Annotated in this window: 19 protein-coding genes; 17 read left to right on the top strand and 2 right to left on the bottom strand. The window is 68.1% G+C overall.

The genetic code is table 11. The features are described 5' to 3' along the window. Positions 1-415 precede the first annotated feature (415 nt). Positions 416-1,060, top strand: a complete 645-nt coding sequence (locus tag Q1B08_RS06525; protein WP_299816328.1) for a 5-formyltetrahydrofolate cyclo-ligase — start codon at positions 416-418, stop codon at positions 1,058-1,060. A 250-nt stretch (positions 1,061-1,310) separates the two neighbouring features. Here Q1B08_RS06525 and fdhD read toward each other — a convergent pair whose 3' ends face one another. Further along, positions 1,311-2,177, bottom strand: a complete 867-nt coding sequence (fdhD, locus tag Q1B08_RS06520; RefSeq protein ID WP_299816326.1) for a formate dehydrogenase accessory sulfurtransferase FdhD — start codon at positions 2,175-2,177, stop codon at positions 1,311-1,313. Positions 2,178-2,299: 122 nt separating this feature from the next. On the opposite strand from fdhD, the gene Q1B08_RS06515 reads away from it, so the two are divergent. After that, entirely contained in the window at positions 2,300-4,591 is a 2,292-nt protein-coding gene (locus Q1B08_RS06515; RefSeq protein ID WP_299816324.1) for an FdhF/YdeP family oxidoreductase, read from the top strand. A gap of 136 nt (positions 4,592-4,727) precedes the next feature. Here the strand turns inward: Q1B08_RS06515 and Q1B08_RS06510 are convergent, their stop codons facing one another. Continuing rightward, positions 4,728-5,297: a type 1 glutamine amidotransferase domain-containing protein gene (locus Q1B08_RS06510; RefSeq protein WP_299816322.1), complete on the bottom strand. Its 570-nt coding sequence runs from the start codon at positions 5,295-5,297 to the stop codon at positions 4,728-4,730. A 504-nt stretch (positions 5,298-5,801) separates the two neighbouring features. On the opposite strand from Q1B08_RS06510, the gene Q1B08_RS06505 reads away from it, so the two are divergent. The 15 genes from Q1B08_RS06505 to Q1B08_RS06435 all read left to right on the top strand — a co-directional run bounded on the left by Q1B08_RS06505 (position 5,802) and on the right by Q1B08_RS06435 (position 24,569). Then, positions 5,802-7,394, top strand: coding sequence for an ABC transporter substrate-binding protein (locus tag Q1B08_RS06505; protein WP_299816320.1), 1,593 nt, complete (start codon positions 5,802-5,804; stop codon positions 7,392-7,394). Between the two features lie 322 nt (positions 7,395-7,716). After that, a complete protein-coding gene (locus Q1B08_RS06500) occupies positions 7,717-8,724 on the top strand; it encodes an ABC transporter permease subunit (RefSeq protein WP_299816318.1) in 1,008 nt (335 codons plus the stop codon). Then, on the top strand, positions 8,724-9,629 hold the full coding sequence (locus Q1B08_RS06495) for an ABC transporter permease subunit (protein WP_299816316.1): 906 nt from the start codon (positions 8,724-8,726) through the stop codon (positions 9,627-9,629). The genes Q1B08_RS06500 and Q1B08_RS06495 overlap by 1 nt, the downstream gene beginning before the upstream one ends. A gap of 5 nt (positions 9,630-9,634) precedes the next feature. After that, the gene (locus tag Q1B08_RS06490; RefSeq protein WP_299816314.1) at positions 9,635-10,612 is read left to right on the top strand and encodes an ABC transporter ATP-binding protein; all 978 of its coding nucleotides are present in this window, start codon (positions 9,635-9,637) and stop codon (positions 10,610-10,612) included. Beyond that, entirely contained in the window at positions 10,609-11,565 is a 957-nt protein-coding gene (locus Q1B08_RS06485) for a dipeptide ABC transporter ATP-binding protein (protein ID WP_299816312.1), read from the top strand. Before Q1B08_RS06490 ends, Q1B08_RS06485 begins: the two co-directional genes overlap by 4 nt. Before the next feature lie 252 nt (positions 11,566-11,817). Beyond that, positions 11,818-12,771 (top strand): TAXI family TRAP transporter solute-binding subunit, encoded by a 954-nt coding sequence (locus Q1B08_RS06480; protein ID WP_299816310.1) that lies wholly within the window; start codon positions 11,818-11,820, stop codon positions 12,769-12,771. Between the two features lie 62 nt (positions 12,772-12,833). Further along, complete coding sequence (locus tag Q1B08_RS06475) at positions 12,834-14,906, top strand: TRAP transporter permease (RefSeq protein WP_299816308.1); 2,073 nt, start codon at positions 12,834-12,836, stop codon at positions 14,904-14,906. A gap of 14 nt (positions 14,907-14,920) precedes the next feature. Next, positions 14,921-15,277 (top strand): DUF1850 domain-containing protein, encoded by a 357-nt coding sequence (locus tag Q1B08_RS06470; protein WP_299816373.1) that lies wholly within the window; start codon positions 14,921-14,923, stop codon positions 15,275-15,277. Between the two features lie 53 nt (positions 15,278-15,330). Continuing rightward, positions 15,331-16,017: a D-lyxose/D-mannose family sugar isomerase gene (locus Q1B08_RS06465; protein ID WP_299816306.1), complete on the top strand. Its 687-nt coding sequence runs from the start codon at positions 15,331-15,333 to the stop codon at positions 16,015-16,017. A gap of 75 nt (positions 16,018-16,092) precedes the next feature. After that, positions 16,093-17,349: a VWA domain-containing protein gene (locus Q1B08_RS06460; protein ID WP_299816304.1), complete on the top strand. Its 1,257-nt coding sequence runs from the start codon at positions 16,093-16,095 to the stop codon at positions 17,347-17,349. Between the two features lie 137 nt (positions 17,350-17,486). Next, positions 17,487-19,418 (top strand): OmpA family protein, encoded by a 1,932-nt coding sequence (locus Q1B08_RS06455; protein WP_299816302.1) that lies wholly within the window; start codon positions 17,487-17,489, stop codon positions 19,416-19,418. A gap of 112 nt (positions 19,419-19,530) precedes the next feature. Further along, positions 19,531-20,499, top strand: a complete 969-nt coding sequence (locus Q1B08_RS06450; protein ID WP_299816300.1) for an XdhC family protein — start codon at positions 19,531-19,533, stop codon at positions 20,497-20,499. After that, positions 20,496-21,515 (top strand): molybdopterin-binding protein, encoded by a 1,020-nt coding sequence (locus tag Q1B08_RS06445; protein WP_299816298.1) that lies wholly within the window; start codon positions 20,496-20,498, stop codon positions 21,513-21,515. Before Q1B08_RS06450 ends, Q1B08_RS06445 begins: the two co-directional genes overlap by 4 nt. A 22-nt stretch (positions 21,516-21,537) precedes the next feature. Then, positions 21,538-22,023, top strand: a complete 486-nt coding sequence (locus tag Q1B08_RS06440) for a (2Fe-2S)-binding protein (RefSeq protein WP_299816296.1) — start codon at positions 21,538-21,540, stop codon at positions 22,021-22,023. Positions 22,024-22,115: 92 nt separating this feature from the next. Then, entirely contained in the window at positions 22,116-24,569 is a 2,454-nt protein-coding gene (locus tag Q1B08_RS06435; protein ID WP_299816294.1) for a xanthine dehydrogenase family protein molybdopterin-binding subunit, read from the top strand. Positions 24,570-24,577: the final 8 nt, after the last annotated feature.

Genomic DNA, 24,577 nt, shown 5'->3' with positions numbered 1-24,577 from the left:
GAGCCATGCTGTACCTCCAGTAGTCTCGGCAAAACATGGTCCGCGACGGCGGAACGGCGACTTCTCACACAGCCTCTGAACACCTAGACATCAAGACTGAGACCAGACCACCGGATAGGAGCGGGCCAGCCCCGTGCAACAAGATCCCTTCAATCCGATCTTCGATCGCGTCCTCCGGTGGTGTCAAGAGATGCTCGCGAGACAGCGCCGCTCCGGATTGTGCATGCAGCGCCCGTCGAGGCATCGCTCCCGGTTTGTCTCCTGTCGCTCTTCGCATGGTGGCTCGATGTTTCGCCGATCGCCGGGTGTTGATGAAGGACTCCTTCGCAGGTTTCTACATGGCCTGCACCTTCGTTTTCGTTTGGGCTTGCGATACCCTGTTCCCGCCACAGCAAACCGAACGGACGGCGTGACGATGGAAGACGACACCAAGGGGGGCACCGACCCCTGCTTCGCTCATCTGCTTGTCGACGGACATCCGATCGACCCTGTGACGGCACGCGACGTGGCGCGATTCAGACGCGCGGAGCGGGCGCGGCTGGTCGCAGCACGTGCGCTCTCCCCGGAGCAACGGGAGAGGGCGACCGCGACTTTGATCGAAGGTCTGAACAGGACCGTCGATCTCGAGGCCGGCACGACCATCGCTGTCTACTGGCCGATCCGGGGCGAGCCGGATCTCCGATCATGGATGAGCTCGGCCCATTCCGCCGGTGCCCGGATCCTGCTTCCGGTGGTGATCGAAAAAAAGGCACCGCTCGAATTCCGCGCGTGGTCCCCGGAGAGCCGGATGACCCGCGGATACTGGAACATACTCGCGCCCGCCGACGGCGCGGCGTGTATACCCGACATCGTCGTCACCCCCCTCGTCGGCGTCGACGAGCAGCTATACCGCCTTGGCAATGGCGGGGGTTATTACGACCGGACGCTCGTCCGGCTCGAGCCGCGGCCACGGATCATCGGCGTGGGGTTTAGTGGCTGCCTTATACCGACGATCTATCCGATGCCCTGGGATGTGCCGATGAGCGAGGTGCTGCTGGCGGATGGGACGCATCTGGAGTGAACCGCTTCGGGTTTCCCGGAGGATGATCGACTTGGGCCATACGGCTTGCCGCGGCATGTCGATTTGCCTGTCACATGCGAGGTCGACTTCTGCTGAGAGGGTGCCTGATTGCGTCAAGTGGGCGGCGGACGCCGAACGTGTCGACCCTTTGAAGGGTTGCGGCCCCGACCGACCCCAGGTTGCGCCACGGATTCCGCGGAACGATTTTCTGGCACGACGTCCTGCTACTCCGGCCTCCAGCCAGGTCCCCTTACTTTCGGTAAGACGATGACGCCTCGCGCGCATAGGCGTCGGATGCCAGCGCGCCGTCGGCGCGGGCCGACGCGATGACCGGTAATCCGGCTTCCGCGGCGCGGTCGAGCGCCAGCGAGGTTGGCGCCGACATCGCAACGAGCGCCCCGAGATCGGCGCGCGCGGCCTTCTCCACGAGCTCAAAGGACAGACGCGACGTGACGAGCGCGAAAAGCTCCGGGAACAACAGCCCCGTCCGCATGCCGGCGCCGATCGCCTTGTCGAGCGCGTTGTGACGACCGACGTCCTCCCGCAGAAGGACGATCTCCCCGGATGGATCGCAAAGCGCGGCGGCATGCGTGGCCGAGGTCGAGCGCCCGATCTCCTGCCAGGCGCGGATGCCATCGAGCGCGGTCCGGATGGCGGATGGCGCGACGCGCATCGGGCGGGAGATGCGGGGCAGGGGCGCGGCGAGCGCCTCAAGGTTCTCGAGCCCGCAAAGACCGCACGCGCTCTCGGTCACGCGGGTCCGGGCGCGGGCCACGACCCGGTCGGAGACGAGGTTGTCCAGCCGGAGCCGGATGATCCAGCCCTTCGGATGCCGGTGCCGGTCGATGCCCGCGACCTGCTCCGCCCGATCGATCAAACCCTCGGCCCGCACGAAGCCCACCACGAAATCGTCGAGCGCGTCGGGCGTTGCCATCATCACGGCGATGCCGATCCCGTTGACCTCGATGGAGACGGGAACCTCCACGGCCACCTCGCGGAGCTGCTCGCGCGGGTCGGCCCCCGTGGAGATCCGCGTGAACCGGTCGCAACGCGTACGCCCGGGGGCCCGGTCCGCGACGGTCGCGTCGAGCTCGAATGTCGTGCCATGGTCCTTCACTGCGATCCTCCCCGGCTGGCAGAAAGTTCTGGCCCGGTCTACGAGTGAAACTACGTCACGCGGGCCGGACGTCCAGTTCCGACCGGCATTGGCGAGGATACCGAACCCCGGGGGAAAGCGCGATGGCCAATTCCGACAATCACGATCCGACAACGCACGACGCGGACACGCCGGAATACGAGAATGCCGCCGGCGGATGGGGCTCGCTCGAGGGGATCACGCGCATCTTCGGCAAGGAATGGGACAGCCCCGACGCCGTTCAAACGCTCGCGCGGCAGAACAAGCCCGAAGGCGTGATGTGCACCTCCTGCGCTTGGGCGAAGCCCGCGAATCCGCACGCCTTCGAGTTCTGCGAGAACGGCGCCAAGGCGACCCTGCACGAGCTGACCTCGCGTCGGGCGGGTCCCGACTTCTTCGAGACGCATACCGTCACGGAACTCCGCGAGCGGTCCGATTACGAGCTCGAACGGGAAGGCCGGCTCACCCATCCGATGCGCTACGATGCCGCGCAGGACCGCTACGTTCGCGTGGCGTGGGACGAGGCCTTCGCCGCCATCGGCGCGACGTTGAAGCGGCTCGATCCGAAGTCCACCGTGTTCTACTCCTCGGGCCATGCCGGGCTGGAGGCGTCCTATCTCTACCAGCTTTTCGCGCGGCTCTACGGGCACAACAATCTGCCGCAAAGCTCGAACATGTGCCACGAGACGACGAGCGTGGGCCTGAACGAGCTGATCGGCTCCCCGGTCGGGACCTGCGTGCTCGAGGATTTCGACGAATGCGACGCGATCTTCTTCTTCGGGCAGAACACCGGCTCGAATTCGCCGCGCTTTCTCCATCCGCTGAAAGCCGCGGTCGACCGCGGCTGCAAGATCGTGACCTTCAATCCGGTGCGCGAGAAGGGGCTCATCGAGTTCGTCGATCCGCAGAACCCGCTGCAAATGACGGTGGGCAGCCCCACGAAGATCTCGACGCATTACTTCCAGGTCCGCCCGGGTGGTGACATCGCGGCGATGGCCGGCATGATCCGCATCATCCTCGACGCCGAGGATGCGGCCCCGAACGAAGTGCTGGACCATGATTTCATCCGCACCCACACGGCGGGCTTCGACGAGATGGTCGCGACCGTGCGCGCGATGGAGTGGTCCGAGATCGAGCGGGCTTCGGGCCTGACGCGGGACATGCTCCAAGCCGCGGCAGACGTGTACCTAAACGCGCGCAAGGTGATCGGCATCTACGGCATGGGACTGACCCAGCATGTCCACGGCTGGCAGAATCTCGGGATGCTCGTGAACCTGCTGATGCTGCGCGGCAATATCGGACGGCCGGGCACGGGCATCTCGCCGGTGCGCGGGCATTCCAACGTGCAGGGGCAGCGGACGGTGGGCATTGCCGAGAAACCGAAGCTCGTGCCGCTCGACAAGATGGAGGAGATGTTCGGCTTTTCCGCGCCGCGCGACGAAGGGCTGAACGCCGTCCATGCCTGCGAGGGGATGCTCGACGGCAGGGTGAAGGCGATGGTACTGCTCGGCGGCAACCTCGTCCGGGCGCTGCCCGACCGGGAGCGGATGGAGGCGGTCTGGCCCGATCTCGAGCTTTCGGTCTGCATCGCGACCAAGCTCAATCGCACGCATCTGCGGCCGGGCAAGGAGACCTATCTGCTGCCGTGCCTCGGACGGCTCGACGAGGACCTGCAGGCCACGGGGCCGCAGGCCGTCACCATCGAATGCTCGCTCAGCCACATCTACGGCTCCATCGGCAAGGCGCGGGCACCCGAGGGCGACCTGAAGTCCGAGGTCGCCATCGTCGCCGGCATGGCCGCCGCCACGCTCGAGCCGAACCCGAAGGTGGACTGGGGGGGCTGGACCGGGGATTACGGCCGAATCCGCGATCTGATCGAGGAGAGCTATCCGGACGATTTCCGCGATTACAACGCCCGGATGTTCGAGCCGGGCGGCTTCTACCGCGGCAACCCGGCCCGCGACCGCACGTGGCAGACGGAGACCGGCAAGGCGAACTTCACCGCACCGACGGTGATCTCCGCCCTGGGCGATGTCGGGGGCGGCGAGGTGATGACGCTCGTGACGCTGCGCTCGAACGATCAGTTCAACACGACGATCTACGGCTTTTCCGACCGGCTGCGCGGGCTGGAAGGGTCGCGCGACATCGTTCTGGTGAACCGGGACGAGATGGACCGGCTCGGTCTTTCCGAGGGCCAAAGCGTCACGCTCGTCTCGACCTTCAAGGACGAGATCGACCGCCGCGTCGCGGGTCTCACGGTCACGCCCTTCGACCTGCCCGACGGCTGCGTCGCGGGCTACTACCCGGAGCTGAACCCGCTCGTGCCGCTGGCCTATCACGAAACCAAGTCGCAGACGCCGGCCTACAAGGGTGCGCCGGTCCGCATCGAGGCCTGACCCGACGCGAAACGCCCGGGCGTTGTCCGGGCGTTCATTGCGTCATTACCGTCGGTCGTGAACCCTCCGGATCCCGGCACGGTCGCACGGTGGTTCGATCCTCCCGCTCCGTCTTCGATGCGGGAGGGCAGGGTCTCTAGGCGCTCCGGCTTTGCGCCTCGTGACGGCCTTCGGCGAACTCTTCCACGATCTTCTCGCAAAAGGCCGGAAGGTCGTTCGGGTCGCGGCTCGTCACGAGACCCCGGTCGACGACCACCTCCGCATCGGTCCAGGTGCCGCCCGCGTTCCGGATGTCGGTCTGCAGCGAGGGGTAGGACGTGAGTTCGCGGCCGTTCAGCACGCCTGCCTCCACCAGCGTCCAGGGCGCATGGCAGATCGCGCCGACCGGCTTCGACTGCTCGAAAAAGGCGCGCACGAAGGCCACCGTGTCCGCATCCGCGCGCAGCGTGTCCGCGCCTACTGTTCCGCCCGGAATGACGAGGCCGTCGAACTGATCCGCGGAAACCTCGCCCACAATCTTGTCGACCGGGTATTCTGCGCCCGGATCGAGGTCGCCGTTCACCGTCTTGGCCATGCCGCTTTCGAGGCTGACCACGGTGACGGTGCCGCCGGCCGCCTCCACGGCCTCCTTCGGCTTCGCGAATTCCGGCTCTTCCGTGCCGCGGGGGGCGATGAGGATCGCGATGTTCTTGCCATCGAGTTGCATGCTGTACTCCATCGGCTGGTTGGGGAACGTCTGTTTACGGAAAGCCGAACACGACGCCCGGCGCGATGTTCCGTCGATGCGGGGCGACTCGTGCCGGACGCATGCGCGGACACGGATTCGAAGTTGCACCGGCTGGTCCGGGAATCGTGGCGCCTTGGCGGCCGGGGCGGGTCCGCGAAAAGGAGCGGGGCCGGGGGTGGCGCCTTAAGGCGTCCCGCCGGAGCTTGAGAAGCCTGCCTCTGCGCACCGCAAGATCGTTTCATGCGGGCCATCTCGACGGAATTGATCGTATGCGCGGATACGCGGCGACAGACCGTTTGTTGCCTGTCGCTCCAAGGCGCGGCGTTGTGCGCGGTCGCCTCTCGAACTCCGCGCGACGGCCCCCTAAAGAATGGTGGCGGTTTGGCCCCGCAAGGGTCAGGATCGACGAAGCGGCGGCGTGTCCGTCCCCCGCGGCCGGCCTCTCGCGCCGGCTGTCGGAACGCTCAACTGGGAGAACGAATGATGCCAATGAAACGTGAAATCGCGACCGCGGCGCTTCTGGCGACGCTCGGCGCGTCCGCGGCCAGCGCGCAGGCGCTCGTCTATTGCTCCGAAGGTTCGCCGGAGGGCTTCGACCCGGCGCTCTACACGTCCGGGACGACCTTCGACGCGTCGAGCCACCCGCTCTACGACAAGCTCGTGGAGTTCAAGACCGGCACGACCGAGGTGATCCCCGGCCTTGCCGAGAGCTGGGAAGTGTCCGAGGACGGCATGGCCGTCACGTTCAAGTTGCGCGAGGGCGTGCAGTTTCACTCGAACGACCAGTTTTCGCCGAGCCGGGATCTCAACGCCGACGACGTGATCTTCAGCTTCGATCGCCAGGGCAATCCGGAGAACCCCTATAACTCCGTCTCCGGCGGCACGTTCGAGTATTTCGAAAGCATGTCGATGCCCGACCTCGTCGAAAGCATCGAGAAGGTCGACGACTACACCGTCCGCTTCAACCTGACCCGTCCCGAAGCGCCGTTCATCGCGAACATGGCGATGGATTTCGCCTCCATCCTGTCGAAGGAATACGCCGACGCGATGATGGAGGCCGGCACGCCCGAGATGCTGAACCAGCAGCCCATCGGCACCGGCCCGTTCGAGTTCCAAGCCTACCAGAAGGACGCGGTGATCCGCTACCTGCGCAACGACGATTACTGGGGCGACCCGGCCAAGGTGGAATCGCTGATCTTCGCGATCACGCCCGACGCCTCGGTGCGTTACCAGAAGGTGCAGGCCGGCGAATGCCACATCATGGCCTATCCGAATCCCGCCGATGTGCAGGCGATGAAGGATGCCGAGGATATCGTCGTGATGGAGCAGGAGGGGCTCAACGTCGGCTACCTCGCCTACAACACGAACATGGAGCCGTTCGACAATCCGAACGTTCGCCGCGCCCTCAACATGGCCATCGACAAGGAGGCCATCATCGACGTGGTGTTCCAGGGCTCGGGCGAGATCGCCAAGAACCCGATCCCGCCGACCATGTGGTCCTACAACGACGCCGTCGAGGATGATGCCTACGACCCCGAGGCCGCCCGCGCGATGCTCGAGGAGGAGGGCGTCACCGACCTGTCGATGAAGGTCTGGGCGATGCCGGTGCAGCGGCCCTACAACCCGAACGCCCGTCGCATGGCCGAGCTGATCCAGGAGGATTTCTCGCAGATCGGCGTCGACGTCGAGATCGTGTCCTACGAATGGGGCGAGTATCTCGAGCGCTCCAAGGCGGAGGACCGTGACGGCGCGGTGCTGCTGGGCTGGACCGGCGACAACGGGGACCCGGACAACTTCCTCGCCGTGCTCCTGGGCTGCGACGCGGTCGGCAACTCGAACCGCGCCAACTGGTGCCACGAGCCCTTCGACACGCTCATCCAGGACGCCAAGACCCTGTCCTCGCAGGAGGAGCGCGCGGCGCTCTACGAGGAGGCGCAGGTCATCTTCAAGGAGCAGGCGCCCTGGGCCACGATCGCGCATTCGGTCGTGTTCATGACGATGCGCCCCGAGGTGGAAGGCTATGTCGTCCACCCGCTCGGCGGTCACATCTTCAACCAGGTGGGCCTGTCCGAATAACGTCCGACATCTCCGTCGGCGGCGCCGTTCGCGTCGCCGGCGGACCCTTTTCGCGAGCTTTCCCCATGCCGGCAAGAATGTCCCTACATCCCGAGCCTGCCCGCCCGGCCGCGCCGGAAACCCGTCGCGACGGCGCAGGCGACGCCCGGTCCCATGTCTTGCGTTCAGCGCAGGCGTGTGCGAGTCAATTCCCCCTGCGTAATGCGACGTTCGCCCGGCGCGTCCCGGGTTCGTGTGCGGCGGCGCCGGGGCAAGACCGGCCGTGCCTTCCACGCGGGGTCCGGACGCCATTCGACGATCACCCGAAGGACCCGACGCTGACATGCTGAATTACGTCCTCGCCCGTATCCTGACCTTCGTGCCGACCTTTATCGGCGTCACGCTTATCTCCTTCGGCTTTATCCGCGCGCTGCCTGGCGACCCGATCGTCGTCATGGCCGGCGAGCGCGGCCTATCCGAGGAACGCTACGCGGAGCTTTCGGCGCAATACGGTTTCGACCAGCCGATCTGGGTCCAGTTCTGGGATTACCTGACCGGCGTGCTGCAGGGCGATCTGGGCCAGTCCTTCGTCACTAAGCGCCCGGTCTGGGACGAGTTCTTCGCGCTCTTTCCCGCCACGCTGGAGCTGTCGATCTGCGCGATGATCTTCGCCGTCCTGCTCGGCCTGCCGGCGGGGGTGATCGCGGCGGTGAACCGCGGCAAGTTCTTCGACCGGGCGCTGATGTCGACCGCGCTGGTCGGCTATTCGATGCCGATCTTCTGGTGGGCGCTGCTTCTCATCATCGTCTTTTCCGGCATCCTGCAATGGACACCCGTTTCCGGTCGGATCGACCTCATTTACTTCTTTCCCGACCCGACCGGCTTCATGCTGATCGACAGCCTCGCCTCGGGCCAGTCCGGCGCGTTCCTGTCGGCGGTGCGGCACCTGCTCCTGCCGACGATCGTTCTTGGCACGATCCCGCTCGCCGTGATCGCGCGGCAGACCCGGTCGGCGATGCTGGAGGTGCTGGGTGAGGATTACATCCGCACCGCGCGCGCCAAGGGTCTGGCTCCCGGCCGGATCAACGGCATCCACGCGCTCCGGAACGCACTCATCCCCGTGATCACCGTGATCGGCCTTTCGGTCGGTACGCTGCTCGCCGGCGCGATCCTGACCGAGACGATCTTTTCCTGGCCCGGCATCGGCAAGTGGATGGTCGATTCCATCTTCCGGCGGGATTACCCGGTCGTGCAGGGCGGGCTGCTGCTCATCGCCGTCATGGTGATGCTCGTGAACCTGACCGTCGACATGCTCTACGGCGTCATCAACCCCAAGATCAGGAAACGCTGATGGACGAGGCTCTCTCCGCCGAAGCCGCGATGGTCGAGGAACGCCCCGGCCGCCTGCGGGAGTTCTGGTTCTACTTCCGCGAGAACCGGGGCGCCGTGATCGGTCTGTCGATCTTCGCCGTGTTCGCCTTTCTCGCGCTCTTCGGCCCCTGGATCGCGCCGCACGACCCGACTGCGCAGTTCCGAAGCGCGACGCTGCAGCCGCCCTTCTGGCAGGACGGGGGCGAGTGGCGCTTTCTGCTCGGCACCGACCCGCTCGGACGCGACCTGCTCTCGCGGCTCATCGTCGGGGCCCGGTTCTCCTTCTTCGTCGGCGTCGTCGTCGTTGCCATCGCGGCGACCGGCGGCATCCTGATGGGCCTTCTGGCCGGGTTCGCGCCGAAATGGCTGGACGCGATCATCATGCGGATCATGGACATCATCCTGGCATTCCCGTCGCTCCTGCTGGCGCTCGTCCTCGTGGCGGTGCTGGGGCCGTCGCTTCTGAACGCCATGATCGCCATCGCGATCGTGCTGCAGCCGCATTACGTCCGCCTCACCCGCGCCAGCGTCATGTCCGAGCGGCAGAAGGACTACGTCACCTCGGCCAGGGTGGTCGGGGCGGGCTACTTCCGGCTGATGTTCGTGACCGTCCTGCCGAACTGCCTTGCGCCGATCATCGTGCAGGGGGCGCTCTCCTTCTCCACGGCGATCCTCGACGCCGCCGCGCTCGGCTTCCTCGGCATGGGGGCGCAGCCGCCGACCCCCGAATGGGGCACGATGCTCGCCGAGGCACGGGAGTTCATCCTGCGCGCCTGGTGGGTCGTGACCTTCCCCGGCCTTGCCATCCTCGTCACCGTGCTCGCCATCAACCTCATGGGCGACGGTCTGCGCGACGCGCTCGACCCCAAGCTGAAACGGAGCTGACCGACATGTCGCTACTCCGCATCCGCAACCTCAATGTGGACTTCGCCACCGCCTCGGGCCGGTTCCGCGCCGTCGACTCCGTCGATCAGGACGTCGATGCCGGCGAGATCCTCGCCATCGTGGGCGAAAGCGGTTCCGGCAAATCGGTCTCCATGCTTGCGCTGATGGGCCTGCTGCCCTGGACGGCGACGGTGACCGCCGACGAGATGACCTTCGACGGTCACGACCTCCTGCGGATCGGCGGGCGGGCGCGGCGCCGGATCGTCGGCAACGACCTCGCCATGATCTTCCAGGAGCCGATGTCCTCGCTCAACCCCTGCTTTCCCGTCGGCTGGCAGATCAAGGAGGCGCTGCGCTTCCACCTTGGCCTCGGCCGCCGCGAGCGGCATGCCCGCGCCGTAGAGCTCTTCGAGCAGGTCGGCATCCCCGATCCCGAACGCCGGCTCGCGGCCTTTCCGCACCAGCTCTCGGGCGGCATGAACCAGAGGGTGATGATCGCCATGGCCATCGCCTGCCGCCCGAAACTCCTGATCGCGGACGAGCCGACGACCGCGCTCGACGTGACGATCCAGGCACAGATCCTCGATCTGCTCGCGGGTCTGCGCGAGGACACCGGCATGGGCCTCGTCCTCATCACGCACGACATGGGCGTGGTGGCGGAGACGGCCGAGCGCGTGAGCGTGCAATATGCCGGCCAGAAGATCGAGGAGCAGCCCGTCCTGCCGCTCTTCGACAGCCCGCACCATCCCTACACCGCCGCGCTCCTCGATGCGCTGCCCGAGCGGGCGACGGACCGTCGGCTGCCCACCATCCCGGGCGTCGTGCCGGGGCAGTTCGACCGGCCCAAGGGCTGCCTGTTCTCGCCGCGCTGCAAGTTCGCCAACGCCAAGTGCCGGGCCGAACCGCCGCCGCCCCTCGGTCCCGACCTTGGCTACGCGCGCTGCTTTTACCCGCTCAACACCGATGAGAGGATCGCCTCGTGAATGCCCCCGTGATGACCGCGCGCGGTCTGGAGCGCCATTACGACGTCAGCGGCGGCTTCCTGCGGCAGAGCCGGACGCTCCGCGCGCTCGGCGGCGTCGACTTCGACCTCTATGCCGGCAAGACTCTTGCCGTGGTGGGCGAGAGCGGCTGCGGAAAATCGACGCTCGCGCGCGTCGTCACGATGATCGAGGAGCCGACGGCGGGTCGCTTGACGCTCGACGGCAAGGAGGTGCGTCCGGAGGACTGGGCGTCCCTGCGCGCGTCCGTGCAGATCGTCTTCCAGGACCCCTACGGCTCGCTCAACCCGCGACAACGGGTGGGCCAGATCCTGATGGAGCCGCTGGTCATCAACCGGCGGGAAATGTCGAAGGCGGAACGCGAGGAGAAGGCGCGCGAGATGCTGCGGCTTGTCGGACTGCGCCCCGAGCATTTCGACCGCTATCCGCACATGTTCTCCGGTGGCCAGCGCCAGCGGATCGCGGTGGCCCGCGCGCTGATGCTCGACCCGAAGGTTCTGGTGCTGGACGAGCCGGTCTCCGCGCTCGACCTGTCGATCCAGTCGGCGATCCTGAACCTCCTCGTCGATCTGCAGGAACGGCTCGACCTCGCCTACCTCTTCATCAGCCACGACCTCAGCGTCGTCCGCCACGTCGCCGATGACGTGATCGTCATGTATCTCGGCCGCGCGGTGGAGAAGGGCTCGAAGGACGCGGTGTTCGGCGCGCCGAAACATCCCTACGCCAAGGCGCTCCTTTCGGCGACGCCCAAGGCCGATCCCCGGGGGCAGAAGGACCGCATTCAGCTGAAGGGGGAGCTGCCGTCGCCGCTCGCCATCCCGGATGGCTGCCCGTTCGCGCCGCGCTGCTGGAAGACGCAGGACAAGTGCCGCCAGGTCCGCCCGGAGCTCGACAACAGCGACCACCCCGCGGCCTGCTTCTTTCCGGAGAACTGACGCCGCGCGGGATCGCGTCGCTTGCCGGCGCGTTCCGGGCGGAACCTGGCGGGTTTTCCGAATCGATAGCAACGTGTTCGACGGAACTTCCATGTCGCGATCCACGACGCGCTCCGGCTTGTGCGGACGCTTTGCGGGGCTGACGCGAGATACCCCTTGCGGACGCGGAACATCTGCGGAGACTATGTGCGCAATAGATCCGCGCGCCCCGGATCGGGTCGGACCCGGCGGGCGCGCAACAGGGAGGACATCATGGGTATTCTGAAAGCCGCGCTGCGCGGCACCGTCATCGCATCGGCCGTCGCCGCGCCGCTAGCGGCGTCCGCGCAGGAGTTCATCAACGTCCTGACGGGCGGCACCTCGGGCGTGTACTACCCGATGGGCGTCGGCCTGTCGGACATCTACGGCAACGGGATCGAGGGCGCGCGCACGCAGGTGCAGTCCACCAAGGCCTCCGTCGAGAACCTGAACCTGTTGCAGCAGGGCCGGGGCGAGATCGCCTTCTCGCTCGGCGACAGCGTGGCGCTCGCCTGGGAGGGCGACGCGGATGCGGGCTTCCCCGAGAAGCTCGACCAGCTGCGCGGGATCGCCGGCATCTACTCGAACTACATCCAACTCGTCGCGCTGGAGGAGAGCGGCGCCGCGACGCTCGCCGACCTCGCCGGCATGGGCGTTTCCGTAGGCGCGCCTGCCTCGGGCACCGAGCTCAACGCCCGCGCCATCCTCGAGGCGGCGGGGATGTCCTACGAGGATCTGGGCAAGGTCGAATACCTGCCCTTCGCCGAATCGGTGGAGCTGATGAAGAACCGTCAGCTCGACGCGACGCTGCAATCGGCGGGCCTCGGCGTGGCGTCGATCCGCGACCTTTCCTCCTCCGTGCCGATCACCGTGGTCGAGATCCCCGCCGACGTGGCCGAAAGCCTCGGCGCGCCCTATCAGGCGGCGACGATTCCGGCCGGCACCTATGACGGGCAGGAGGCGGATGTGGCCACGGTGTCGATTCCGAACTTCCTCATCACCCATGCCGGCGTGTCCGACGAGACGGCCTACCAGATGACGAAGCTGCTCTTCGAGAACCTCGACACCCTCGCCGCCTCGCATCAGACGGCCTCGCAGATCTCCGCCGACACGGCGCTGGACGGCATGCCGATCCCGCTCCATCCCGGCGCGGAACGCTACTACCGCGAACAGGGCCTCCTCGAGTAAGCCGAGCCTCCAACGGGCGCCGCCGCCGCGGCGTCCGACCCTTCTCGATGCCGGATCCCGCCATGACCGACGCCGCCGCCCCGCCGGTTCCACAGGAATCCCACGGCGTAAGCTTTCCCGAGGGCTTCGTTGGCCGCGCGCTGTTCTGGACCGCGGTCCTGTTCTCCGTGTTCCAGATCGCGACCGCGGGCCACCTCGTCGACATGCCGAGCCAGATCGTCCGCGCGGTCCATGTCGGCTTCCTGATGTTTCTCACCTTCCCGCTCGTCGCCTACGCGAAGGGCGGCGCGGCGATACGTGCGCTTGCTTGGGCGTTCGCGTTGGCCGGGGTCGCCGTGACGGCCTATCAGTGGATCGAATACAACGACCTCATCCTCCGCGCCGGCCGGCCGCTCACCGCCGACATCGCGATGGGCGTGGTGGCGCTCGTCACCGTCTTTGCCGCCGGATACGCGATGATGGGGATCGCGCTGCCGATCATCTCGGGCGTGTTCCTCGCCTACTGCCTGTTCGGGCAATATCTGCCGTTTCCGCTTCAGCATCGCGGCTACGCCTTCGAGCAGGTCATCGACCACATGGCCTACGGGACCGAGGGCATCTACGGCATTCCGATCTACGTCTCCTCGACCTACATCTTCCTCTTCATCCTGTTCGGCTCGTTCCTCGAGCGGGCCGGAATGATCAAGCTCTTCACCGATGTCTCGATGGGCCTGTTCGGTCATAGGCAGGGGGGCGCGGCCAAGGTGTCCGTCGTCTCCTCCGGTCTGATGGGCACGATCTCGGGCTCCGGCGTGGCGAACGTGGTCACGACGGGACAGTTCACGATCCCGCTGATGAAGCGGTTCGGTTACCGGGCGGAGTTCGCGGGCGGCGTCGAATCCACCGCTTCGATGGGCGGACAGATCATGCCGCCGGTCATGGGCGCCGTCGCCTTCATCATGGCCGAGACGCTCGACGTGCCCTATGTCGAGGTCGTGAAGGCCGCGCTCGTCCCGGCCATCCTCTACTTCGCCTCGGCCTTCTGGATCGTGCATCTGGAAGCCGGGCGCCACGGGCTGAAGGGCCTGCCGCACGCCGACCTGCCGTCGCCGCTCAAGGCGCTGAAGGACGGCTGGATGCTGCTGCTGCCGTTGGGCGTGCTCGTTTACCTCCTGTTCGGGGGCTACACGCCGCTCTTCGCCGGGACGGTCGGGCTCGGCCTCACCGTGCTTTTGATCCTCGGCGGTTCGATCGTGCTCGGCCTGCCGTCCCGCGCCATGCGCGGCGTCTTCTGGATCGCGCTCGGCCTCGTCGCGGCGGCGTTTCTGGAATACGGGACATGGCTTCTCGTCGCCGCGGTCGCGGTGCTGATCGCCGTTTGCGCCGTGTCGCACGGGGGGCGGGAAACGCTCCGCCTGTGTCGCGACAGCCTGGCCGAGGGCGCGCGCACCGCGCTGCCCGTCGGCGTGGCCTGCGCGCTCGTCGGCGTGATCATCGGGACGATGACGCTGACCGGGGCGGCCAACACCTTCGGGCAGTTCATCGTCGCCATCGGGCAGGACAACCTGTTCCTGTCGCTCGTCCTCACGATGGTCACCTGCATCTTTCTCGGCATGGGGATCCCCACGATCCCGAACTACATCATCACCTCCTCGATCGCGGGGCCGGCGCTGCTGCAGCTCGGCGTGCCGTTGATCGTGAGCCACATGTTCGTGTTCTACTTCGGCATCCTCGCCGACCTGACGCCGCCCGTGGCGCTGGCCTGCTTCGCCGCCGCGCCGATCGCGAAGGCGAGCGGGCTCCGCATCTCCATGGAGGCGATCAAGGTCGCCGCCGCCGGTTTTGTCATCCCCTTCATGGCGGTCTACACACCCGTCCTGATGCTGCAGCCGGGCGGCCCGCTGGCCGACGCGATCGGGTTCTGGCCGGCCGTGGCCTACGTGATCGCCAAGACGGCGCTCTCCATCGCGCTCTGGGGGGTCGCGGTGATCGGCTGGCTCGGCGCGCGGCTCGGCTGGCCCGTCCGCGCGCTCTCCATGGTCGCGGCCTTCACGCTCATCGCCTCGCTCCCCTTGACCGACGAGATCGGCTTCGCCCTGGCGGCGCTGGCCGGGGGGCTCATCTGGATGCGGAACCGCGCAGCCCATCCGGCGTGAGCGGCGCCTGCCTGATGCTCGGCGCGACGTTTCTGCACCTCGCCGCGCCGGACTTCACGCTTCGCTGGACCCATTCGGTGGAGCGGACGGACTGGGTCGAGCGCTGGACGGTCGCGGACGACCGACTGCGCCTGCGGGATGCGGCGGTGCGCGGCTCCGGCGCGGGGATGGAACCCGGAGCGGACGCCGTCCTGCGGGACGGTTGGTGGGTGAGCCCCGGCGGGCTGGAGGTGCCGGCGCTCCATCTCGCGGCATCCGGCGAGACCGGCGGCGGCTGGACCCTCTGCGCGGACGGAACCTGTCGTGAGATCGGCGCCGCGGCCGGGGCGCCACTGCGCCTCGCGCCCTGCGCGAACGGGACCGCCGATTGAGCCCGGCTTCCCGGCCCGGTAGGAAGCGCGGATACATACGGGGGAGACAGCGCATGAAACGTTCCGACATCAACCGCATCATGGCGGAGGCCGCGGACATGATCGCGGCGAACGGGTTCGCCCTGCCGCCCTTCGCGCATTGGACGCCGGAGGAGTTCGCCGCCCGCAAGGACGAGGCGCGGCACGTGATCGACGCGCGCTGCGGCTGGGACATCACCGATTTCGGCCGGGGCCGCTACGACGAGATGGGGCTGTTCCTCTTCACGCTCCGCAACGGCCTCCTCGCGGACCTGCGGAAGGGCGGCGGCATGTGCTACGCCGAGAAGCTCCTCATCTCGCACGAGAACCAGCTGAGCCCGATGCACACCCACGTCCTGAAGGCCGAGGACATCATCAACCGCGGCGGCGCGACGCTGGTGGTGGAGCTGTTCGGCTCCGACGAGGAGGGCCGGTTCGACGGGTGCGCGGGCGGCACCGTCTGGTGCGACGGAATCCGCCGCGACTACGCCCCCGGCGAGCGCCTGCATCTCGCGCCGGGCGAGAGCGTCACGCTGCGTCCCGGCGACTGGCATGCCTTCTGGGGCGAGGGCGGCGGCGTGCTGATCGGCGAGGTCTCGACGGTGAACGACGACGAGACCGACAACATCTTCCGCGATCCGATCGGACGCTTCTCCGACATCGAGGAGGATACGGCGCCAACGCATCTTCTGGTCAGTGACTACGCGACCTGGCTGACCTGAGCCAGGCGACAGGGAGACACGGGCCGCGTCGGTCCGGGACCGGATCGGGTCGCACGGCAACGCGGAGGCAGGCGGATGGATCACGCAGCGTTCGACCTACCCGATGATCCGCGCCTCGCGGGCAACATCGCCCACTTCGCAGCGGCGCTGCGCCGGGCCGGGCTGCCGGCGGGACCGGACCGACTGATCCTCGCGACGCGCGCGGTCGCCGCCGCGGGCTTCACCGACCGTACGGACTTCTTCCATACGCTCGAAGCGGTCTTCGTGCGCCGGCCGGAACACCGCGCGACCTTCGCGCAGATGTTCCGGCTCTACTGGCGGGATCCGCGGTTTCTCGAACACATGATGGGCCTGCTCACGCCGACGATCCGCGGCGTGCAGGAGGCGCGGGCGCCGCGCCCGGCCGAGAAACGGGCGGCCGAGGCGCTGCTCGATCAGGCACCGTCCGTGGAACAGGGCAAGACCTCGGAGGATCCCGTTCTCGAGATCGACGCGACGGCGACGGCGAGCGGGCGCGAGCGGCTCAGGACACTCGACTTCGAACAGATGTCGAATGCGGAGATGACGGCGGCAAAGCGGATGCTCGCCACCTTGCGCCTGCCTGTGCCGCCGATCCCGTCGCGACGGACCCGCCCTGCAGGCACGGGCCGGATCGATCGGCGGGCCACGTTGCGCGCCGCGTTGCGGACCGGAGAGTTGCATGAACTTCGCCACGCAACCCCGCGTATCCGCTGGCCGAACCTCGTCGCGCTCTGCGATATTTCCGGCTCCATGTCGGTCTATTCCCGGGCGCTTCTGCATTTCCTGCATGCCGTGGCCAATCGGAAGGGTCAGGGCTGGGCGCAGGTCCACGCCTTCACGTTCGGGACGCGCCTGACCAACATCACCCGCCATCTGGCCACGCGCGACGTCGACGCAGCGCTCGCCGCCGCGGGGGCAGAGGCGCAGGATTGGGAGGGTGGCACGCGGATCGGCGAGGCCCTGCATGCCTTCAACCGCGACTGGTCCCGACGCGTGACGGGGGCGGGGGCCGTGGTGCTTCTGATCACGGACGGGCTCGATCGCGGCGATCCGGACCAGCTGTCCCGCGCGGCCGAACGGCTTCGCTTGAGCGCGCGCCGCGTGATCTGGCTGAACCCGCTGCTGCGTTTCGACGGCTTCGCGCCGCGCGCCGCGGGCATCCGCGCGCTCCTGCCGCATGTCGATACGTTCCGTGCCGGCCATTCGATCGGCGCGCTCGAGGGTCTGGCCGACGCCTTGTCGCGCCCCGGGACACCGATGGGAACCGGCCAGGAATGGCACACGGGAAGGCCGGACTTGTCAAAGTCTTAACACTGCGGAAACGGTCATCCGTCAGCGGTCGGTTGTTATCCGATAACACGCGTTCGATTTGGAACTGCGCCCGTCCGGTGGGGTTTGAAGACAACGTGATCGCTTGGCCGATTGCACAGACATTCACCAGAGGCGCTATGTCCCGTACCGAACGCAAAGAAGCACGTGAGCGTGCCCCATTCCGTCAGGCGACCGCTCTGGCCGCGAGCGTCTCGCTGCTTGTGCCGGGTCTCGTTCCGCCCGCCTTCGCGCAGAACAGCGCCGAGATCGTCGCCGCCTGCGAAGCGGAGTTCGCGGATCGTCCCAACCGCCTCGAACGTTGCCTGACGGAACGGGGCGCGGCCCCCGCCGCCGAGGCGCAGGCCGACGTCGAGAGTGAGGAAGACGGCGACGCTGCGGATGCCGAGGGCAATCGCGAGGCCGGAGCGGAGCGCGAGGGGCGCGGCGACCGCGATAAGGAGCGCGACCGGACCGGCCGCACGGAACGCGCGTCAGAGGCCGAAGCCGCGGCGGAATCCGACGCGCCGGAGATCGCCGAGGAGCCGGTCGAGCCCGCTGAACCGGAGATGGCCGAAGATCCCGCCGCATCGGCGGAGGCCGTCGAGAGCGATGTCGCTGAAACCGGACAGGTAGAGGAGGCCCCGGCCGATGGCGCGCGGAAACGCCGGAATCGCGACACGGACGAGGCCGGGGAAGATCAGCAGGCCGATGGCGCAGTGGACGAGGAACGCGCCCGACAGCGTCCGGAGTTGGAGGGTCAGGACGGAAACGAGGCGGAAGCGCTGCGTGCCGACGAGGATGCTACCGGTGACGCGGACACCGCCGAGACAAACGACCGCGACCGCGACAGCCGCAAAGAGCGCCGCGAGGCCGGGGAGGGCAATCGCCAGAACCGCGAGGAGCGCCGCAACGAGAATGACAGCGCCATCGCCGACGAGGTCGCGTCCAAGCCCGAGCCGGAGTTGACGGAGCGTCAGCGCCGGGCCCGCGACCAAGCTTCGCGCGCGCTCGAACAATTGCAGTCGGGCGGCGGCGTGGCGGCGGCGGCGACTGACGATGCCGCGGCGGCCGAGGTCGAGGAGCAGACGATCGGGGAGGAGGACGTCCGCACGTCCTCGGAGGATTTCGAGACCGAGGCGGTCGTCACCGAAAACGACGACGATGACGATGACGACGACGACGATCGGGGCCTCTCCGGCGGTGCGAAGCTCGCGCTCGGTGCGCTCGGCGCGCTCGCGGTCGGCACCGTTCTCGCCAACCGCAGCCGCGTCGTGTCGAATTCCGGCGACCGCGTGGTCGTGCAGCAGGATGACGGTGCGCTGCAGGTCTTCAAGGACGACGACGCGCTGCTGCGGCAGAGCGGCGACGACGTGCGGACCGAGCGGTTCGACGACGGATCGACCCGCACGACGGTCACACGACCGGACGGCAGCCGGATCGTCACCATCCGCGACGCCTCGCTGCGGGTGTTGCGGCGCGACCGGATCGACCCGGACGGCACGCGCTACACCCTGATCGACGATACCGAGGTGGCGGAGCCGGTCGATGTCGCGACGCTGCCCGAACCCATCGTGTCGTCGCGGTCCGGGGCGAGCGACGATCCGCTGCGCGACGCGCTCGAGCGGGAGGCGGGGATTGACCGTCGCTTCAGCCTGGCGCAGGTCCGCAACATCTCGGAGGTGCGGGCGCTGGCGCCGGCCTACGAGGTGGATACGGTGACCTTCGCGTCGGGCTCCGCTGCGATCTCGCCGGAACAGGCGGCGAACCTGACCTCGCTGGCGCGCGAGGTGCTGGGCGCGATCCGGGAGAACCCGAAGGAGGTGTTCCTGATAGAAGGGCATACTGATGCCGTGGGCGACGCGGCCTACAACCTCGCGCTGTCCGACCGCAGGGCGGAAACACTGGCGCTCGCGCTCAACGAGTATTTCGACGTGCCCGTCGAGAACATGGTCGTGCAGGGCTACGGCGAGGAGTTCCTGAAGGTTTCGACGCTGGAGGCGGAGCAGGCGAACCGCCGCGCCACCGTGCGTCAGATTACCGGACTTCTGCGGACGGCCGCGGCGAATTGAGCCGCGGCATTCGATGAAATTCATGCCCGGTCCCGGGAAGGGGTGGGTGATTACGAAGAGCTTGTTCAAGGAGCGGCCCTCCGCCATTCTGCCGGCGGGGGGTCCATTTTTTATGGAAGCAACCGATGATGCACCGCGCGCCGCGCTCGACTGGCATCGCGCCGGCAAAGGGGCGGTGCTCGCCACCGTGATCGAGACCTGGGGCAGCGCCCCGCGGCCCCGCGGCTCGCAACTCGCCGTGTCGGGCGAGGCGGAGATCGTGGGTTCCGTCTCCGGCGGCTGTGTCGAGGGGGCGGTGGTGGCCGAGGCGTTGGAGGCGATGGAGGACCGGCGGCACCGCGTGCTCGAGTACGGCGTGTCCGACGACGAGGCCTTTGCGGTCGGTCTGGCCTGCGGCGGGCGCATCCGCGTGCTGGTCGAGCCGGTGGGCGGCACGCTGCCGGAGGACATGCTGGCCGATCTGGTCGCGCGGCGGGCGCGGGGCGAGGCGGCGGGGCAGGCGGTGGATGTCGAGAGCGGGGCGGCTTCGTTGCTGCCCGCCGGTCGGGTCGCGGAACGGCTTCGCGCGGACCGCAGCGATTTCGAGCCGGACGGGCGGACCTTCGTGACGCTGCACGCGCCGCCGCTGCGCCTGATCGTCGTGGGCGGCGTGCATGTGGCGCAGATGCTGATCCCGATGGCGCGGCTCGCGGGCTACACGGCGACGGTGATCGACCCGCGCGAGGCTTTCGCGTCGCCCGCGCGGTTTCCCGACACCGCGCTCACCCATGACTGGCCCGACGCGGCGATGACGGCGTTGGCGCCGGATGCGCGCACGGCGGTGGTGCTTCTGACGCACGATCCGAAACTCGACGATCCGGCGCTGACGGTCGCGCTCGACTCACCCGCCTTCTATGTCGGCGCCCTCGGCTCGACGCGGACGCATGCGAAGCGGGTGGCGCGGTTGAAGGAGGTCGGGATCGACGCGGAACGGATCGCCCGGATCGACGCGCCGATCGGGCTCGACATCGGGTCGCGCACGCCGGGGGAGATCGCGGTGGCGATCCTCGCGGCGATGACGCAGACGCTTCGCCGCCCGTGAGGTTCGGCCCGGTGCCGCTCGGCGAGGCGGAAGGCGCGATCCTCGCCCATTCGGTCGCTACCCCCGAAGGCCGCCTTCGCAAGGGCAGCCGCCTCGACGCCTGCGCGGTGGCGCGGCTGCGCGCAGCGGGGCGGGACAACGTGATCGTCGCGCGCCTCGATCCCGGCGACGTGACCGAGGACGCGGTGGCGGAGATGGTCGGGCGCGCATTGCTCGCCCCGGGGCTCGAACTGCGGCCGCCCTTCACGGGGCGCGCCAACCTGCATGCGACGGGGCCGGGCGTGCTGGAAGTGTCGCGGGCGAAGATCGACGCGGCGAACGCGATCACGCCGGACGTGACCGTGGCGACCCTGCCGGAATGGCAACGGGTGGCGGCGGGCACGATGGTCGCGACGGTGAAGATCATCCCCTATGCCACGGACGGCGAAACCCTTTCGGGGCGGCTCGACGCGCTGGCGGGTGCCTTGCGACTTCACCCGCCCGCGATCGACCGGGCGGAGCTGATCGTCACGGTGCTGGAGGGCGCGCCGGACGGGGCGCGCGCGGTGCTGGACCGGCTCGACCGGCTGGACTTGACCTGCGAGGTCACCCGCATGCCGCACCGCCGGGACGCGATCCGGGCTGCGCTCGCGTCGGGGGACGCGCCGCTCCGGCTGATCCTGACGGCCTCGGCCACCTCCGACACGGAGGATGTGGGGCCCGGCGCGCTGGTCGATGCCGGGGGCCATCTCACGCGGTTCGGCATGCCGGTCGATCCGGGGAACCTCCTGTTCCTCGGCCGGCTGGGCGGGGACCACGTTCTGGGCCTGCCGGGCTGCGCGCGCTCGCCCAAGCTCAACGGTGCGGACTGGATTCTGGAGCGGCTGGTCTGCGGGATCGATGTCACGAACGAAGACATCGCGCGCCTCGGCGTCGGCGGGCTGCTGGGCGAGATCCCGACCCGGCCGCAGCCGCGCGAGCCGCGCCGGCGCGATCAAAATCGCAGTTCCACGTCCGCCGGACCTGTGGTTGAGTGACCGCAAACGAGGGAGACGGACCATGACCAAAGTCACGATGATTGTGAACGGCAAGTCCCGCAGCGCGGAGGCCGAGGGCCGGACGCTGCTGGTCGACTGGCTGCGGGAGGGACTGCGCCTGACGGGGACGCATGTTGGCTGCGACACGACGCAATGCGGGGCCTGCATCGTCCATCTGAACGGCGAGCCGGTGAAGGCGTGCAGCGTGCTGGCGCAGGAAGTGGACGGTGCGGAGGTCACGACCATCGAGGGGATCGCGGGCGCGGACGGGACGCTCAGCGCGGTGCAGCAGGCGTTCCAGGATTATCACGGCTTGCAATGCGGCTTCTGCACGCCGGGCATGGTGATGGCGGCGACCTCGCTCCTGCGGGAGAACCCGCGGCCGAGCGAGGCCGAGGTGCGGCACTACCTCGAAGGCAATATCTGCCGCTGCACCGGCTACCACAACATCGTCAAGGCGGTGATGGCGGCCTCGGGGCAGGACGTGCCGGCCGTCGCGGCCGAATAGGAGTCCGGGACGCGTCGGGGAGGGCGCGGACCGTTTGATCGACAGGCCGGAGCGGGGTCGCGGACCCCCCGGCGCTCCAGGGAGGACGAGATATGCCGAAGGACACCGGAATTGGCGCAAGCCCCAAGCGGCGCGAGGACGTGCGCTTCCTGACGGGAAAGGGCCGCTACACCGACGACATCAACCTTGCCGGGCAGGCGCATGTCGTGTTCCTCCGCTCCGACGTGGCGCATGGGCGGATCACGTCGATCGACACCGGCGCGGCGGAGGCGATGGAGGGCGTGATCCGGGTCTTCACCGGCGAGGATTTCGCGGAGGTCGGCGGCATTCCCTGCGGCTGGCAGATCACCTCCATCGACGGCTCCGTCATGCAGGAGCCGAAGCATCCGGTGCTGGCGCATGGCAAGGTCCGCCATGTGGGCGACCCGATCGCCGCCGTGGTCGCCGAGACGCGGGACCAGGCGAAGGATGCCTGCGAGGCCATCGAGGTCGAGATCGAATCGCTGCCGGCGGTGATCGACATGAAGGCCGCGGTGAAGCCCGGCGCGCCGAAGGTGCACGACGAGCTCGCGGGCAATCTCTGCTACGACTGGGGCCTCGTGCAGGAGAACAAGGAGGCGGTGGACCGTGCCATCTCCGCGGCCGCGCATGTCACCACGCTGGAACTCGTCAACAACCGGCTGATCGCCAACCCGATGGAGCCGCGCGTGGCCGTGGGCGACTACACGTCCCACGACGATCATTCGACGCTCTACACCACCTCGCAGAACCCGCACGTGATCCGTCTGCTTATGGGGGCGTTCGTGCTCGGCATTCCGGAGCACAAGCTGCGCGTGGTGGCGCCCGATGTGGGCGGCGGCTTCGGCACCAAGATCTTCCACTACGCGGAGGAGGCGTTCTGCACCTTCGCGGCGAAGGCGCTGGAGCGGCCGGTGAAGTGGACCTCGTCGCGCTCGGAGGCCTTCATGTCCGACGCCCACGGGCGCGACCACGTCACGAAGATCGAACTGGCGCTCGACGCGGAGCACAACTTCACCGCGCTCCGCACCGAGACCTACGCCAATATGGGCGCGTACCTGTCGACGTTCGCGCCCTCGGTGCCGACCTGGCTGCATGGCACGCTGATGGCCGGCAACTACAAGACGCCGCTGATCTACGTGAACGTGAAGGCGGTCTTCACAAACACCGTGCCGGTCGACGCCTATCGCGGGGCCGGCCGGCCCGAGGCCACGTTCCAGCTGGAGCGGGTCGTCGACAAGGCGGCGCGGGAGCTGGGCGTGGACCCGGTGGAGCTGCGCCGGAAGAATTTCATCACCGAGTTTCCCTACGCGACGCCCGTGGCCGTGGAATACGACACCGGCGATTACCACGCGACCATGGACAAGCTTCTGGAGCTCATCGACCGCGACGGCTTCCCGGCCCGGCGCGCCGGGAGCGAGGCGCGGGGCAAGCTACGCGGCCTTGGTATCAATTCCTACATCGAGGCCTGCGGCATCGCGCCCTCCCATCTCGTCGGGCAGCTCGGCGCGCGGGCGGGGCTTTACGAGAGTGCCACGGTGCGGGTGAACGCGACCGGCGGTCTCGTCGTGATGACCGGCAGCCATAGCCACGGACAGGGGCACGAGACTTCGTTCCCGCAGGTCGTGGCCGACATGATCGGCATTCCGGAGGATCAGGTCGAGATCGTCCACGGCGACACCGACAAGGTGCCGATGGGCATGGGCACCTACGGCTCCCGCTCGCTCGCGGTCGGCGGCTCGGCCATCTATCGCGCGACCGAGAAGGTGATCGCCAAGGCGAAGAAGATCGCCGCGCACATCATGGAGGCGTCGGACGAGGACATCGAACTGAAGGACGGCAAGTTCACCGTGGCCGGCACCGACAAGTCGGTCGCCTGGGGCGATGTGACGCTCGCCGCCTACGTGCCGCACAACTACCCGCTGGAGGACATCGAGCCCGGGCTGGAGGAAACGGCGTTCTACGACCCGAACAACTTCACCTATCCCTCGGGCGCCTATGCCTGCGAGGTGGAGGTGGACCCCGAGACCGGAAAGGTCGAGGTGCTGGCCTTCGCCGCCGCCGACGATTTCGGCAACGTGGTGAACCCGATGATCGTGGAGGGGCAAGTCCACGGGGGCCTTGCCCAGGGAATAGGGCAGGCGCTGCTCGAAAGCTGTGCCTACGACGCGGACGGGCAGCTCCTGTCCGCAAGTTACATGGATTACGCCATGCCGCGGGCGCACGATTTTCCGATGTTCGCGGTGGACAGCTCCTGCCGGACTCCCTGCACCCACAACCCGCTGGGCGTGAAGGGCTGCGGCGAGGCGGGGGCGATCGGCTCGCCGCCCTCCGTGGTCAACGCGGTGATCGACGCGCTGGCCTCCGGCGGCCACGATGTCGGGCATATCGACATGCCGCTCACGCCGGCGCGGGTCTGGCATGCCATGCACGGCGGCACGCCGAACCAGCGCGCCGCGCAACCGGCAGCGCATAGCGAAGAGACGACGCATGACCGGTCCGTGGCCGGCGCGGCGACGAACGTCTGAGGAGAGAG

Source organism: uncultured Jannaschia sp. (genome assembly GCF_947494025.1).
In the GTDB taxonomy this organism is placed as follows: Bacteria; Pseudomonadota; Alphaproteobacteria; order Rhodobacterales; family Rhodobacteraceae; genus Jannaschia.
Note: the sequence above shows the minus strand (reverse complement) of the source record. Positions and strands in the feature narration are given on the sequence as shown.

What these genes read in the sequence shown, in the direction of transcription:
- Q1B08_RS06510 (WP_299816322.1), bottom strand. Translation starts at nt 5,297, where the DNA reads ATGCAACTCGATGGCAAGAACATCGCGATCCTCATCGCCCCCCGCGGC.
- Q1B08_RS06440 (WP_299816296.1), top strand. Translation starts at nt 21,538, where the DNA reads ATGACCAAAGTCACGATGATTGTGAACGGCAAGTCCCGCAGCGCGGAG.
- Q1B08_RS06480 (WP_299816310.1), top strand. Translation starts at nt 11,818, where the DNA reads ATGGGTATTCTGAAAGCCGCGCTGCGCGGCACCGTCATCGCATCGGCC.
- Q1B08_RS06490 (WP_299816314.1), top strand. Translation starts at nt 9,635, where the DNA reads ATGTCGCTACTCCGCATCCGCAACCTCAATGTGGACTTCGCCACCGCC.
- Q1B08_RS06495 (WP_299816316.1), top strand. Translation starts at nt 8,724, where the DNA reads ATGGACGAGGCTCTCTCCGCCGAAGCCGCGATGGTCGAGGAACGCCCC.
- Q1B08_RS06475 (WP_299816308.1), top strand. Translation starts at nt 12,834, where the DNA reads ATGACCGACGCCGCCGCCCCGCCGGTTCCACAGGAATCCCACGGCGTA.
- Q1B08_RS06450 (WP_299816300.1), top strand. Translation starts at nt 19,531, where the DNA reads ATGGAAGCAACCGATGATGCACCGCGCGCCGCGCTCGACTGGCATCGC.
- Q1B08_RS06455 (WP_299816302.1), top strand. Translation starts at nt 17,487, where the DNA reads ATGTCCCGTACCGAACGCAAAGAAGCACGTGAGCGTGCCCCATTCCGT.
- Q1B08_RS06505 (WP_299816320.1), top strand. Translation starts at nt 5,802, where the DNA reads ATGCCAATGAAACGTGAAATCGCGACCGCGGCGCTTCTGGCGACGCTC.
- Q1B08_RS06465 (WP_299816306.1), top strand. Translation starts at nt 15,331, where the DNA reads ATGAAACGTTCCGACATCAACCGCATCATGGCGGAGGCCGCGGACATG.
- Q1B08_RS06460 (WP_299816304.1), top strand. Translation starts at nt 16,093, where the DNA reads ATGGATCACGCAGCGTTCGACCTACCCGATGATCCGCGCCTCGCGGGC.
- Q1B08_RS06435 (WP_299816294.1), top strand. Translation starts at nt 22,116, where the DNA reads ATGCCGAAGGACACCGGAATTGGCGCAAGCCCCAAGCGGCGCGAGGAC.
- Q1B08_RS06525 (WP_299816328.1), top strand. Translation starts at nt 416, where the DNA reads ATGGAAGACGACACCAAGGGGGGCACCGACCCCTGCTTCGCTCATCTG.
- Q1B08_RS06500 (WP_299816318.1), top strand. Translation starts at nt 7,717, where the DNA reads ATGCTGAATTACGTCCTCGCCCGTATCCTGACCTTCGTGCCGACCTTT.
- Q1B08_RS06470 (WP_299816373.1), top strand. Translation starts at nt 14,921, where the DNA reads ATGCTCGGCGCGACGTTTCTGCACCTCGCCGCGCCGGACTTCACGCTT.
- Q1B08_RS06515 (WP_299816324.1), top strand. Translation starts at nt 2,300, where the DNA reads ATGGCCAATTCCGACAATCACGATCCGACAACGCACGACGCGGACACG.